The organism is Dactylosporangium cerinum, assembly GCF_042653625.1.
GTDB classification, from domain to species: Bacteria; Actinomycetota; Actinomycetes; order Mycobacteriales; family Micromonosporaceae; genus Dactylosporangium; species Dactylosporangium cerinum.
Genome location: NZ_JBHSIU010000130.1, coordinates 690,001 through 702,847, shown reverse-complemented (window position 1 = coordinate 702,847; position 12,847 = coordinate 690,001). Strand labels below are relative to the sequence as shown.

Here is a 12,847-nt window from a genome sequence, read left to right as displayed (position 1 = left end):
ACAGCTCCGTGCCGGGCCCTTCGGTAAGGCCCGGCACGGCCGTTCTCAGCGGGTGATGCGCGGCTTCGTGTGCGGCAGCGCCTCGATCGTCGCCCGGTCCTGGTTGAGGGTGGCGGCGGCGACCTCCGGCGGGGTGTTCGCCATCCACTGGCTGAGGGAGATGTCCTCGAACCGCGGGTTGCGGAACATCTCCAGGAACACCAGGGGTTCCTTGCCGGTGTTCTCGATGTAGTGCCCGTAGGCGAACGGCACGTACCCGACGTCGCCGGCCTGGTAGTTGAACGTCCGGTTCATGCCGGAGCCGGCGAAGACCCCCATCCGGCCCGTGCCGGAGATGTAGTACTGCCACTCGTCGTCGGTCGTGTGCCAGTGCAGCTCACGCATCCCGCCCGGGTCGATCTCCACGAGCGCGGCGCTGATCGCGTTGGACGCCGCGAACCTGGTCGAGTCGACGACCCGCGCCGAGCCGCCCTCGAACCGTTCCGGGGTCTCGGCGAGCATGCGGTGCTTGAACGTGCGCGGCACGTCACCGGTGGGGCTGACCAGCTTGTCGGACTCCAGCGCCGGCGGGACCTGCCCGTCGAAGATGTACTTCTCCCGCTCCGGCAGCTTCGCCAGCAGCTCCGGCGACCAGCCGAAGTTCTTCGCCAGGACGCTCCGCGGCGTGTGGGCGAAGTAGTCGCTGATCATGAACGTCGAGTTCTCCGAGAACATGCCGTCGTCGAAGACGAGCAGGAACTCCACGCCCTCGTCGAGCGCCTGGATGTGGTGCGGCACGCCCTTGGGGAAGAACCACAGGTCGCCGCGCTGCACGTCGTCGAGGAAGGTGCGCCCCTCCTGGTCCACGGCGCCGATGCGGCAGCTGCCCTCCAGGACGTACGCCCACTCGGACTGCTTGTGCCAGTGCATCTCCCGGTACGCGCCCGGATTGAGCTTCATGTCGACGCCCGCCAGCTGGGTGGCGACCGGCAGCTCCCGCTGGGTGACCTCCCGGGTCCAGCCGCCCTCCTCCATGCGGGTGTGTGCCATGGACATGGAGAACTTCAGGTTCGGGATCGTCCCGTAGTCCGTCGCCGGCGGCGCGAGCAGGTCCGGGTTCTGCAGGTCCAGTTCGAGGTTCCGCGGGCCGGTGTCGATACCGCCCCGGTTACCGCGCTTCGGCTGCGGCATCGCCCGCTGGGTCGTCTGAGCCATTCTGCGTCGACCTTCCTGAGGAGTTGGTACGTGGAAGCTCTGCCCCGAGCACGGCCCGGAGCAATCCGGCACCGCCGAGGAGACCGGCGGCGAGTGGGATCGCGGCGCAGGTCGCGGCGAGCGCCACGACGGTCACCGCGGGCGCGCCGGTGAGGACGGCCGCGACCGTCAGCGCGCAGGACCCGAGCAGCTTGGCCCGGATCCGGGCGGGCACCGGCACTGTCACCGGGTCAGGCCAGCAGCAGGAACGGCAGCGCGCAGCCGACGCCCGCGACGACCGCCGCCGCGACGGCCGCCACCGCCGTGGTGACCCGGGCGTTGACGAGCTGGCCCATCAGCGCCCGGTCCCGGCAGAAGTGGATGAGCAGGAACAGCGCGACCGGCACGCCGAAGGAGATGACGACCTGGCTCGCCACCAGCAGCGTGGTCAGCGACGTGCCGATCGTCAGCAGGACCACCGCCGGCAGCATGGTGACGATCCGGCGCAGGTACACCGGGATCCGCCGGCCCAGGAAGCCACCCATGACCACGTCACCGGCGAGGGTGCCGACGCCGGAGGACGCGAGCCCGGAGGACAGCAGCGCCACCGCGAAGGCGAGGGCCGCGGCGCCGCCGACGCGTTCGGCCAGGACGCTGTGCGCGTCGAGCAGGTCCCCGGTCCACGCGCCGCCGGTCAGCGCGCCCAGCCCGGCGCCGAGCGCGATCATCGACACGTTGACGGTCGCGGCGGCGCTCAGCGCGATCCCGCAGTCGTAGCGCAGCGCCCGCCGCACGTCCCGGGGGCGCGCACCGGCGCGGGCGCCGGGCTTGGCGAGCGCCGAGTGCAGGTAGACGGCGTGCGGCATGACGGTCGCGCCGACGATGCCCATCGCCAGGACGATCTGGTCGCTGCCGCCGAGGTGCGGCACGAGCCCGCCGGCGAAGCCCGACCCGGACTGGTGCCCGACGGTGACCAGGTCATACGCCATGCCGGCGCCGATCAGCAGCAGCGCCGCCGCGGTCGCGGACTCGAACCGGCGGGTCCGGCCGCGCCGGCGCAGCGCGAGCAGCAGCAGCGAGACACCGGCGGTGACGAGCGCCGACAGGGCGACCGGCATGCCGAACAGCAGCCGCAGGCCGATCGCCGCACCGACGAACTCGGCGAGGTCGGTGGCCAGGACGACCAGTTCCGCCTGCAGCCACAGGACCCGCCGGCCCCAGCGCGGGAACCGGTCCCGGCACAGCTCCGGCAGGCTCCGGCCGGTCGCCACGCCGAGCTTCGCGGCCTGGTACTGCACCAGGATCGCGACGAGGCTGGCGGCGACGACGACCCAGACGAGCCGGTAGCCGGAGGTGGCGCCGGCGGTCAGGTTGGTGGCGACGTTGCCGGGGTCAACGTAGGCGATGGCGGCGACGAGGGCCGGTCCCATCAAAGGGGTCAGCCGCGCCGGCCGGCCCGGCACGGTCTGCGGCCGCTCGGTGGTCACGACGCGCGTGGTTTCCGCCATGAGGTCGAGCGTGCTGCCGGCCGCGACGAGCCGGCCTCACGCCACCGGCATGATTCACCGGACACGGCAGGCGCCGGGCCGCTGGGCCCGGCCCCTTTCGGACGAAAGGGGCCGGGCCCAGCGGCCCGGCGTTGCTGGACGAAGGGTCAGGCGTGCGACATCGCCTTCGCGCCGATGAACTCCGCGGTCGCCTGGGCCACCTCGCGCGGGTGCGTCCACGGGATGCCGTGCGGCGCGCCCTTCAGGGTGACCAGCCGGGCGTCGGGCAGCATCGGCTGCAGGCGCTGCCCGGTCTTCGCGTAGGGCAGCACGTTGTCCTGGTCGCCCTGCACGATGAGCACCGGCACGTCGATGCGCGGCAGGTCGGGCCGGAAGTCGGTGAGCCAGGCCGCCACGCAGTCGTGGGTGCCCTTCGCGGAGCCGCGCGCGCCGATGTCCCAGTGCCCGCGGAACGCCTCCTCGCTCACCCGGGTGCCCTTGTTCTCGTCCCAGTTGAAGAACGCCTTGCAGAACTGGGTGAGGTACGCGAACCGGTCCTCGATGATCGCCGACTGGAAGCCCTCGAACAGGCTCTTGTCGACCCCTTCGGGGTTGTCGGCGGTCTTGAGCAGGAACGGCGCGAGCGGCGCGAGGAGCACCGCCCGGGAGACCCGGCGCGAGCCATACTTGCCCAGGTACCGGGTCACCTCGCCGGTGCCCATCGAGTGCCCGACCAGGATCGTGTCGCGCAGGTCGAGCTTCGTCATCAGCGCGTCGAGGTCGGCGGACAACGTGTCGTAGTCGTAGCCGGTCGACGGCTGCGACGAGTTGCCGAAGCCGCGCCGGTCGTAGGTGATCACCCGGTATCCGGCGGCGAGCAGCGGTGTGGACAGCTTCTCCCAGGTGGCGCCGTTGAACGGGAACCCGTGGATCAGCACGATCGGCTGACCCGAGCCGTGGTCCTCGTAGTACACGTCGATCGGGCCGGAGTTCTCTTTACCCACGGTGATGTACGGCATGGTTGGCCTCCTTCGGCCGAGCTCGGGAGTCCTTCGCCCGCCCAGGTGCCCGCCATGCCGGTGATTACGCCCCGCCCCCCAGGCTTTCACGCTCCGGCTCCAGGGTTTCGCGCTCCGCCTGGGCGATGAGCTCGAGGGAGTCCTCGCGGCCGAGCCGCTGCTCGCACAGGTAGCCGAACACCGTCCAGGTGGTGTCGATCACCACCTGCGGCGGGAACGGCGTCAGCAGCCGCTCCAGCGCGTCGTCCGGCCCGAGGTGGGCCCGGATGACCGCCACCGCCGCCTCCTGGTCGACCTCGACGTCGCGGGCCATCAGCGCGACGTCCTCGGCGATCGCCTCCGCCGGGGTGTCCTCGTCGAACAGGCTCCGGACAGCGAGCCGGATCGCCGCCGCCAGGACCAGCGGTTCCTTGTCATCCTGCGGCTCATCCGCGGCCTGCTCCGGCTCGTCCTGCGGCTCGGCGGCGACCTGCTCGGCGGCGTCCTGATCCCCCACGAGCAACGCCGCCACCACCGCACCGACCCGCGACCGCGGCTGCCAGTCGTCGTGCTCGCCCGTCCCCACGTCCGTCCCCATGGTCACGACTGTATCCAGCCGCCGCTCGCCGGACCGCCCCCGCGACGGGGGCTGCGCGGCCGGGCGCTCATGATCTACGGTTGCCCGGCGCCGAGCGGCGCGTGATCGGGAGGCGTGATGGGGACCAGCTACGAGACCATCCTGGTGGCGGCCGGGTTCGCGGCGGTGGTCGAGGCGGTCACCGCGGGCGGGCTGCCCGCGGTCGTGATCCCGATCGTCGAGGACCGGGTGGCGGTCCTGCCGCACACGGACCGCTACGGTGTCGCCGAGGTGCGGCCGATCGCGGTGGCGGTCAGCGAGCGGCTGCGCTGCCCGGTGCTGACCTCGATGGTGTTCGACTCGGACGTGATCACCTGCTGGGTGTACCACGACGGACGCCCCACCCACCGGTACGTGAGCGACCTCGCCATGATCATCGAGCCCTTCGAGGACGACGACGGCGTGTTCAGGTCGCAGCTCGACGGTCGCGTCATCCCCGACGGCGAGCCGCTGCCGAGCGGCCCGCTGGGTGCGGACCCCACCGCGTTCACGCCGTTCGCGGTCGGTGCGCCGGACCTGGACCGGATCGTGGCGGCGCTGCTGGGCAGCCGGGACCGCGACGGCCACGTGTGGGCGGAGTGGCAGCACCAGGCGATCATCGAGAGCCTGGGCCTGCCGCCGGCGGCGCTCGCCGAGGGCTACGGGGGCTTCAGCCCGAGGCAGTTCCCGGACGCGGTCGACGTGCCGGCGCGGTGAGCGCGCGGACGGCGTGCTCGAACTGCGCGTAGCGGCCGATGCCGTCCTCGACGGTGACGTCCGGGTTGAACGTGTCGTCGAGCAGCCGGATCTGGGCGACATCCGCGCCGGGGTGCACGGCGGTGAAGTGGGCCAGGTTGCGCCGCCAGTCCGCGTACCGGCGGGCCGTCATGCCGCCGCGCTCCCAGGTGTACAGCACCGCGGCCGGCTCGAAGGCGAACGCGAGCCCGTGGCGGCGCAGCCGGTACCCCAGCTCGGAGTCCTCGAGGCCCCAGCCGGTGAAGCCCTCGTCGAACCCGCCGACCGCGAGCAGGTGCTCCCGGCGCACGGACAGGTTGCAGCTGAACGCGTAGTACCAGCAGGTCGCGAGGTCGCCGAAGGGCAGCCCGAGCCGGGCCAGGACCATCACGCGCACGTCCCGCGGCGGCGGCAGCGCCTCGAACGACCAGTCGCGCGTGAAGTCCGCAACGGTGCCGCCCATGCGGTGCCGTGGGCCGGCGACGACCAGGTCGGTCCGCTGCTCGTGATGGCGGACGTGCCGGGCGAGGAAGTCACCCGGGAACACGTGATCCGGGTCGATCATGACGATCAGGTCGCCGGTGGCGTGGCGGATCCCGGTGTTGCGCGCGGCCGACCGGCCCGAGGTGGCAGTGCGCGGCAGGTGGACGTACACCGGGCGCAGGCCGGGATCGAAGGCCTCGACCAGCGACGCCGTGCCGTCGGTCGACCCGTCGTCGACGACGATGACCTCGAGCGGGTGCGCGCCACCGAGGTCCTGGCGGCGCAGCGCGGTCAGGCACCGCCCGAGCGCCGGGCCCGCGTTGTAGCACGGCAGGATGACGCTCACCTTCATCGACATTCCTCCACTTCGATACAGCCCCAGGCCTTACAGTGGCGCCATGGCTGTGACGAGCCGTCGCGTGCGACGCATCTATCTCAGCCTCGTGCTGCTGAACACCCTCGCCGTCACGTTCATCTGGGGCATCAACTCGCTGCTGCTGTTCGAGGCCGGGCTGAGCAACACCGAGGCCCTGGCCGCCAACGCCTGCTTCACGCTCGGCTACGCCGTGTTCGAGATCCCGACCGGGTCGATCGCCGACACGTGGGGGCGGCGGGCGTCCTACCTGCTCGGCGGGGTCACGCTGACGGTGACGACGCTGCTGTACTGGCTGGCGTGGCGCCTGCACGCGGGCGTGTGGGCGTGGGCGGCGGTGTCGGTGGTGCTCGCCGTCGGCTTCACGTTCTTCTCCGGCGCCACCGAGGCGTGGCTGGTCGACGCCCTGCACTTCCTGCAGTACGACGGCCGGCTCGAGCAGGTGTTCGCGCGGGCGCAGATCGTCACCGGGATCGGCACCCTCGCCGGCTCGCTCGGCGGCGCCTACGTGGCGCAGGCGACGAACGTGGGCGTGCCGTTCCTCATCCGGGCCGCGCTGCTGCTGACGCTCACCGTCGTCGCGTGGCGGGTCATGCACGACATCGGGTTCAGCCGCCGCCAGAGCGCCGGGCCGCTGCGGGAGATGCGGCGGGTCGTCACGGAGTCGGTGCGGCACGGCTGGGGGCTTCCGGCGGTGCGCTGGGTGATGCTGGGCGCGGTGTTCGCCGCCGGGGTCAGCTACTACGTCGCGTTCACCATGAAGCCCTACCTGCTGCAACTGGCCCACGACCCGCACGCCTACGGGCTGCTCGGCATCGCGGCCGCGGCCAACGCCGCGGCGCAGACGGTCGGCGGGCTGCTCGCCATGGCGTTCCAGCGGCTGTTCCGCCGGCGCGTGTCGGTCATCATCACCGGCGTGCTGCTCAACGGCCTGCTGCTGGTCGGGTTCGGGCTGGCCGGTTCGGTGCCGGTCGCCATCGCGCTGCTGGCCGGCGTCAGCATGGTGTCCGCGGCGATCCTGCCGTCGCGGCAGGCGTACCTCAACAGCCTCCTGCCGTCCGGGAAACGGGCGACGGTGCTGTCCTTCGACTCGCTCATCTCCTCCAGCGGTGGCGTGGTGACGCAGCCGGGCCTGGGCCGGGTCGCCGACGAGTGGGGCTACCCGACCTCGTTCGTCCTCGGCGGGGCGCTGCAGGCCCTCGCCCTGCCGGTGCTGTTCCTGGCCCGCCGCCACGAGGTCGCCGCGGCTACCCGGGAGGAGCCGGCGGCGGTGGTGCCGCAACGGTCGTGAAGGGCCGTTTGGTGCCCTCGACGACCGGCCACACCTCGCAGGGGCGCACCGGCACGCCGAGCCGCAGCAGCGTGAGACCCGCCGCCAGGCGGGCCGCGGCGAGCCGCCCGAGCAGGGCGTACAGCAGCACGTAGAGCCGGCACTGCAGGCGCTGGACCGGTCGCAGCCGCGCGTAGCCGGCCGGGTCGATCCGGCGGCGGAAGTGCCGTCCCCGCACCCCGCGGTACTCCGGGAACAGCAGGTCCAGCCGCCGCGCCTCGTAGGTCTTGCGGCGCTGCGCGCGGGCGAAGTCGCGCAGCCGCGGGATCGGATGGAAGTAGACGCGGGCCGCCACCGCGTGCTGGATGGCGCCGGGCCCGTGCCGGTCGACGATGGCCCGGGACAGGTACGAGTCGTCGCTGACCGGCCCCCGCTGCAGGCTGAGGTACGCGGCGACCCGCGGGTCGACGTCCGGCTGCCGGCGCGGCACCCGCCACGCGACGTCATAGCGCCGGATGGCGAACGCCCGGCCGCACAGGTGCCGGCCGCGGTGCACGACGTCGGGATGATAGTCGGCGAAGTTGTAGACGACCCGCCAGAAGCCGGTGCCGGTGCCGGTGCCGGCCGGGACCATGCTCGCCCAGGCCGCCTCCGCCTCCGGGTGCTCGGCCATCACCCGGACCAGTTCCCGCAGGCAGCCGGGGTCCAGGACGCAGTCGGCGTCCACGAGGATCAGGTGCTCCGCGGAGCGGGCCAGCCGGGCGATCGCCCGCTGCGCCTCGATCAGGCCCGGTGCGGTCTCGATGACCTGGACCGTGACGCCGCCGCCGGCCGCGTAGTGTTCGACGACGTCACGGGTGCGGTCGGTGCACCCGTTGAGCGCGACGATGATCTCCGCCGGGACCGGTCCCGGCACCGCCGCGACGGCGGTCTCGATCGACCGCAGGGTCTGCGCGATCGTCGCCTCCTCGTTGCGGGCGGCGACCCCGATGCTCAACATCCCCTGCCTCCCGTCAGCCGCCGGGCACGACGACGCGGTGGACGAACTCCTCGAACTGCGCGACCGAGTCGCCCGTCCACACCATGCCGTGCTCGCGGATGATGAACCAGTCCGTCTGCTTCTGGCACAGCTCCCGGTAGAAGAGCCGCCCGGCGGAGAACCGGCCGCCTTCGATCCGCGCGTCGGTGACGAGCTCCCGGTAGCGCGCGCCGCGGGTCAGCTCCCGGTGGTGGAAGTGCACGATGAGCCGCGGCCTGCGCCCGTGCATGCCCAGCACGCTGCTGAGCATCAGGAACTCCGGCGCGTCGGAGCTCGGCAGCCGCGGGCCCGTGTACGTCAAGCCGGCGGTCCCCTCGTCGAACGAGGTGATCAGGTCGAAGTCGTCGGCGGTCATCCGGGACTTGTCGGTGACGGTCTGCGACGCGAACCAGTGCCCGTCGTGGGTGAACATGATGGAGCCGTCGGTGTAGGGCTTGCGCTGCCACAGGTGGTGGTCGCGGTGCACCCGGGCCAGCTCGACGATCTCGGCGTCGTGCTCCTGGCGCAGCCGGTGCAGCACCGCCCGGTCGCCGGGGTCGACGCTCTGCGTCGGCTGGTACTTGACCCGGATCGTCTCGCCGATCGCGTTGACGTAGACGTCCTGCCAGGTGTTGGTGCGGATGCCCCGCGACAGGTCGACCTCGTCCGGGAAGATCGCGTTGACGTCGAGCAGGTCGCACAGCTCCGGCACCCAGGTCGCCGCCATGGCGTAGTCGGGCCGGTCCTCGTTGGTCTCGCTCAGCGGATACGCCGAGATGATGTTCGTCCTGGCGCCGGTCGCCGCGAGGGCGGCGAGATAACCCTGCTCGTCGACCGGCATCGTGAGCGGGTTCGTCGGCCCGTAGATGACGTAGGTGACGCCGTCCGGCCGGGGCTCGGGCACGGCACCGTACGCAAGCGGCTGGACCGTCACCCCGTATTCGGCGTGCAGGGCCCGGAACGCCGGCTGGATGAGCTCACGCAGGGCCCACCCGCGATGCGGCGACGCCGGGTTCAGGACGTAGAAGTAGCGGAGTTCGGTGACGTCGCGCTTGTAGCGGTAGTCGTTGGCCTGCAGGTTCCCCGTGGAAGTCATCGAAGTGACCACCCAGGGGACTGTACATCGACTGCCCTCGACTCGCGCGCCCGTCGCGGGCTACTCCCGCCAGCCGGACAGCTCGATGCCCTTGCCCGTCTCGACCCGATACCCCAGCCGCACCGTCTGCGTCTGCCCCTCCGGGATCACCAGACGCCAGGTCAGGACGCCGAGGTCGGTGCGCTCGGCCGGCTGCGGCTCCAGCACGGTCTCCTTGACCGTGATCTGGTCGTGCCGGCTGACCGGCAGCTGGTCGAGCACGGTGATCCGCACCGGCCGGCCGGTGTAGTTGCCGACGTTGGTGCGGTACTCCACCTCGCGGCGCCGGGTGGAGCCCAGCGTCGCCTTCGTCGCGGTGCGGCGGGTCAGCTCCCGCTCGACCCGGACCCGGTCGTCCAGGCCCAGCGCCAGCTCCAGCTCCTCACCGGGGGCCCAGGTCGACAGGGTGGTCTTGCTGACGAAGTCGGCCTCGTGGAACACCGCCGCCAACCCGGGCGGCAGCGTGTGCTGCGACGAGTTCGTCACCACGGCCCGCAGGTGCACGTCCGTCGAGCGGGCCGGCGCGGCGACGTGGTCCAGCTGGCTGGCCAGCTCCAGCACCAGCACTGTGGCCCGCGACGTGGTGCCGTCGGCGGGGACCGCGACCACGCGGGCCGGCCGGTAGGTCGCGGCGACCGGGCCCTCCTCGACCCGCGCCTGCGCCAGCTGCACCGGCGCGGCCTCGTCGGACTGCTCCAGCATGAGCTTCGCCGCGCGGGGCGCAGGGGCCATCGCGGGGGCCGGCATCGCCGCACCGGGCGCGCCGCCGTAGCCGAAGGACTGCATCGGCGGCGCGGGCGGCGGTGGCAGCAGCGGGTCCAGGTACCACGGCTGCAGTTCGGGGATCGCCACGACGCCGGACGGGCGGGCCGTCGACAGCGCCAGCTCGCACTCCGGCCAGTCCTCGCCGGTGCGCTGCTCGACCAGGCCGAACCAGGTGAGGCTCAGCGTCTCGCCGGTGAGCCGCACGTCATAGGTGGAGCGCCAGCCCGCGTCCGGCACCTGGTAGGACACGTCCAGCTCGACCGGGCCCGGCGCCGACACGGCGAGGGCGACGACGGCATACCGCGCGTCGGGCTCCCGCTTGCCGGACAGGTCCAGCAGCTGCCGGTCCAGCGCCGCGATACGTTCCGTGACCCGGGTGCGGCGGTGCTGCAGCTCGCGGATGTCGGCGAGGACCGAGGTCAGCTCGCCGCCCACCGTGGCCGTGAACGCGGTGACCGTGTCCGGTGCCGTGTCGCCGCTGGCGAGGGCCCGCGCGTACGCGCCGCTGGCCCGCTCGCCGAGCGTGGTCAGAAACGTCTGCCGCTGGCGCAGCACGGTCTCGGTGTCGGCGATCTCCGCCAGCTCGTCCTCGAGCCCGCGGCGCTCCTCGGTCACCTTCGTCACCGTGCCGTCGGACGGCGTGGCCTGCCGGCGCAGCACCACGTCCACGCCGAGGACCGTGGCGGCGCCCCGCCCGCTGACCCGGATCGAGTCGCCGTCCATGCTCAGCGGCAGCGGCCCGACCTCGACGACCTGCTCGCCCGCCTCGAGCGTGGTCCGGCCACGGCGGGTGACCCGCGCCTGCTTGGGATAGACGGTGACGGCGACGATCGAGTTCTCCACGATCCGCACCGTAACGCATGCCGTCACCCCCGCCACCGCCGTTCGGGCACGCCGCGTGCCCGTTCGGCGCTTTGTCGGCGCACGCCGCGTTTCGCGTGCCGGTTTCCGTGGCGGCGGCCCGAGAATCGCGCGGATGAAGACACTGCCCTTGCGGGTTTCGACGCGGTACCCGCTGCGGTACGCCGTCGTGGACGTGGAGACCACCGGCCTGCACGCGCCCAGCGACCGGGTGCTGCAGATCGCCGTCGCGCAGATGGAGGCCGACGGGTCGGTGGGCCGGACCTGGTCGACGCTCGTCGACCCCGGCTGCGACCCGGGGCCCGTGCACATCCACGGCATCACCCGCGAGCGGCTGGCCGGTGCGCCCCGCTTCGACACCGTGGTGGGTCACCTGGCGGAGCTGCTGGCCGGGCGCGTCCTGGTGGCGCACAACGCGGCGTTCGACTGGCGGTTCCTGGCCGCGGAGGCACACCGGGCCGTGCACCGCCTCCCGGTCAGCACCCGGCTGTGCACCCTGGCACTGAGCCGCCGCCTCGACCTGCCGACCCCGAGCCTCTCCCTCGCCTCGCTCGCCGCACACTGGGGCGTCGCCCAGGCCCGCCCGCACGACGCGGAGGACGACACCCGGGTCCTCACCGAGATCCTCCGGCACAGCCTCGCCTTCGCCGACACCCTCGCCGTCGACCTGCCGCTCAGCGCCTGCGACGCCGCCGAAACCGACCGCGTCTACCCGGCCCGTCTCCCCCGGCCCGACTGCCCGTGGGCCTGGCCGGGCCGGTGGACCCCGGGCCGGCGCCTGGTCCAGGGCGCGAAGGTCGCCATCACCGGCAGCACCGCCACCGCCCGGGACGCGCTCGCCGCCCGCGCGACCGACGCGGGCCTCGACGTGATGAACACGGTCAGCGGCCGGACCGGCCTGCTCGTCACCAACGACCCGGCCGCCGCGACCTCGAAGCTGCGCGCCGCCGCCAGGTACGCCGTCCCCGTCGTCGACGAGGCCACCTTCGCCGGGCTCCTCGCCGACGTCGAACCCGGCACGCCGAAGGAGGCCGCGCCGTCCCGACCGGCGGTGCCGTCCCAGCGCACCGCCGCCGTTGCCGCCGTTGCCGTCGTCGCCGGCCCGCTGACCGGGCGATGCCTGCTCGTCCTCGGCGGCACCCACGGCGAGGCGGCCGAGGTCCGCACCCTGATCGGCGAGCTCGGCGGCATCGCCGCGGTCAACCTCACCGCCCGCGTCACCGACGTCGTCGCCCTCCCGGGCGCGTCCGCCGACCGCCGCTGGGCCACCGTCACCGCGCTCGCGCTGCCCGTCTGCACCCCGGAAGCCCTGCAACCCGCCGCCGTCCCGGTCGCCGCGGTCGCCGCGGTCGCCCCCGTTGCGCCTGTCGCCCTCGTCGCGCCGGTCGCGGTGCTGTCCCGCGGCGCGGTGATCGACCTGCCCGAGGGCGTCGGCGACTGGACCGTCTCCGTCACGTGGCCGACGGGCACCGACGCGGAGGTCGACGTCGTCGCGTTCCTCACCGACGCCGACGAGCAGGTCCGCGCCGACGCCGACTTCGTCTTCTACAACCAGCCCGCCTCGGCCGACGGATCCGTGGAGCTCACCCTCGACATCCGGCACGAGGCCCTCGTCGACGTCCGGCTCGACCGCATCCCCGACGACGTCAGCCGGATCATCATCGCCGCCGCCCTGCCGGACACCCACACGTTCGGCGACCTCGGACCGGTCGAGTTCGTCGCCCGCACCGGCGACGGCACCACCCGCGTGCGGGCCACCCTCGACGCTGCCACCACCGAGCGCAGCCTGCTCCTCGCCCACGTCTACCGACGCGACGGCCGCTGGCGGTTGCGCGCCGTCGGGCAGGGCTACGACCACGGCCTCGCCGAGCTCGCCACCCTCCACGGCGTCACCGTCGACGACTGACCCCGTGATCCGGAAGACCTTGGGTAC

General features: G+C 73.0%; 12 protein-coding genes. 3 read left to right on the top strand and 9 right to left on the bottom strand.

The annotated features are described in order from the left end of the window. Positions 1–45: 45 nt before the first annotated feature. The 5 genes from ACFPIJ_RS61140 to ACFPIJ_RS61120 form a co-directional block, all read right to left on the bottom strand. Positions 46–1,194, bottom strand: a complete 1,149-nt coding sequence (locus ACFPIJ_RS61140; RefSeq protein WP_380128759.1) for an oxalate decarboxylase family bicupin — start codon at positions 1,192–1,194, stop codon at positions 46–48. Continuing rightward, positions 1,148–1,420: a hypothetical protein gene (locus tag ACFPIJ_RS61135; protein ID WP_380128758.1), complete on the bottom strand. Its 273-nt coding sequence runs from the start codon at positions 1,418–1,420 to the stop codon at positions 1,148–1,150. Before ACFPIJ_RS61135 ends, ACFPIJ_RS61140 begins: the two co-directional genes overlap by 47 nt. A gap of 4 nt (positions 1,421–1,424) precedes the next feature. Then, on the bottom strand, positions 1,425–2,681 hold the full coding sequence (locus ACFPIJ_RS61130) for an Nramp family divalent metal transporter (protein ID WP_380128757.1): 1,257 nt from the start codon (positions 2,679–2,681) through the stop codon (positions 1,425–1,427). Between the two features lie 146 nt (positions 2,682–2,827). Then, positions 2,828–3,679, bottom strand: coding sequence for an alpha/beta fold hydrolase (locus ACFPIJ_RS61125; protein ID WP_380128756.1), 852 nt, complete (start codon positions 3,677–3,679; stop codon positions 2,828–2,830). A 64-nt stretch (positions 3,680–3,743) separates the two neighbouring features. Continuing rightward, positions 3,744–4,256 (bottom strand): hypothetical protein, encoded by a 513-nt coding sequence (locus ACFPIJ_RS61120; RefSeq protein WP_380128755.1) that lies wholly within the window; start codon positions 4,254–4,256, stop codon positions 3,744–3,746. Between the two features lie 117 nt (positions 4,257–4,373). Here ACFPIJ_RS61120 and ACFPIJ_RS61115 point away from each other — a divergent pair, with 117 nt between their 5' ends. Beyond that, positions 4,374–4,991 carry a hypothetical protein gene (locus ACFPIJ_RS61115; RefSeq protein WP_380128754.1) on the top strand — a complete coding sequence of 206 codons (618 nt, stop codon included), beginning with the start codon at positions 4,374–4,376 and terminating at the stop codon, positions 4,989–4,991. Here the strand turns inward: ACFPIJ_RS61115 and ACFPIJ_RS61110 are convergent. Then, positions 4,945–5,844 (bottom strand): glycosyltransferase family 2 protein, encoded by a 900-nt coding sequence (locus ACFPIJ_RS61110; protein WP_380128753.1) that lies wholly within the window; start codon positions 5,842–5,844, stop codon positions 4,945–4,947. The genes ACFPIJ_RS61115 and ACFPIJ_RS61110 overlap by 47 nt on opposite strands. Before the next feature lie 46 nt (positions 5,845–5,890). Here ACFPIJ_RS61110 and ACFPIJ_RS61105 point away from each other — a divergent pair, with 46 nt between their 5' ends. Beyond that, entirely contained in the window at positions 5,891–7,156 is a 1,266-nt protein-coding gene (locus tag ACFPIJ_RS61105; protein WP_380128752.1) for an MFS transporter, read from the top strand. On the opposite strand, the gene ACFPIJ_RS61100 is transcribed toward ACFPIJ_RS61105, so the two are convergent. The 3 genes from ACFPIJ_RS61100 to ACFPIJ_RS61090 are packed head-to-tail and all read right to left on the bottom strand — an operon-like array spanning position 7,113 to position 10,896. Next, positions 7,113–8,135 carry a glycosyltransferase family 2 protein gene (locus tag ACFPIJ_RS61100; RefSeq protein ID WP_380128751.1) on the bottom strand — a complete coding sequence of 341 codons (1,023 nt, stop codon included), beginning with the start codon at positions 8,133–8,135 and terminating at the stop codon, positions 7,113–7,115. The genes ACFPIJ_RS61105 and ACFPIJ_RS61100 overlap by 44 nt on opposite strands. Positions 8,136–8,148: 13 nt before the next feature. Then, positions 8,149–9,249: a hypothetical protein gene (locus tag ACFPIJ_RS61095; protein ID WP_380128750.1), complete on the bottom strand. Its 1,101-nt coding sequence runs from the start codon at positions 9,247–9,249 to the stop codon at positions 8,149–8,151. A 60-nt stretch (positions 9,250–9,309) separates the two neighbouring features. After that, positions 9,310–10,896 carry a mucoidy inhibitor MuiA family protein gene (locus ACFPIJ_RS61090; protein WP_380128749.1) on the bottom strand — a complete coding sequence of 529 codons (1,587 nt, stop codon included), beginning with the start codon at positions 10,894–10,896 and terminating at the stop codon, positions 9,310–9,312. A gap of 133 nt (positions 10,897–11,029) precedes the next feature. On the opposite strand from ACFPIJ_RS61090, the gene ACFPIJ_RS61085 reads away from it, so the two are divergent. Then, positions 11,030–12,820, top strand: a complete 1,791-nt coding sequence (locus tag ACFPIJ_RS61085; RefSeq protein ID WP_380128748.1) for a TerD family protein — start codon at positions 11,030–11,032, stop codon at positions 12,818–12,820. The last annotated feature ends 27 nt before the right edge of the window (positions 12,821–12,847 follow it).

Coding starts and splice junctions, on each gene's coding strand:
- ACFPIJ_RS61095 (WP_380128750.1), bottom strand. CDS start 9,249: ATGACTTCCACGGGGAACCTGCAGGCCAACGACTACCGCTACAAGCGC.
- ACFPIJ_RS61085 (WP_380128748.1), top strand. CDS start 11,030: ATGAAGACACTGCCCTTGCGGGTTTCGACGCGGTACCCGCTGCGGTAC.
- ACFPIJ_RS61110 (WP_380128753.1), bottom strand. CDS start 5,844: ATGAAGGTGAGCGTCATCCTGCCGTGCTACAACGCGGGCCCGGCGCTC.
- ACFPIJ_RS61105 (WP_380128752.1), top strand. CDS start 5,891: ATGGCTGTGACGAGCCGTCGCGTGCGACGCATCTATCTCAGCCTCGTG.
- ACFPIJ_RS61100 (WP_380128751.1), bottom strand. CDS start 8,135: ATGTTGAGCATCGGGGTCGCCGCCCGCAACGAGGAGGCGACGATCGCG.
- ACFPIJ_RS61120 (WP_380128755.1), bottom strand. CDS start 4,256: ATGGGGACGGACGTGGGGACGGGCGAGCACGACGACTGGCAGCCGCGG.
- ACFPIJ_RS61130 (WP_380128757.1), bottom strand. CDS start 2,681: ATGGCGGAAACCACGCGCGTCGTGACCACCGAGCGGCCGCAGACCGTG.
- ACFPIJ_RS61115 (WP_380128754.1), top strand. CDS start 4,374: ATGGGGACCAGCTACGAGACCATCCTGGTGGCGGCCGGGTTCGCGGCG.
- ACFPIJ_RS61140 (WP_380128759.1), bottom strand. CDS start 1,194: ATGGCTCAGACGACCCAGCGGGCGATGCCGCAGCCGAAGCGCGGTAAC.
- ACFPIJ_RS61125 (WP_380128756.1), bottom strand. CDS start 3,679: ATGCCGTACATCACCGTGGGTAAAGAGAACTCCGGCCCGATCGACGTG.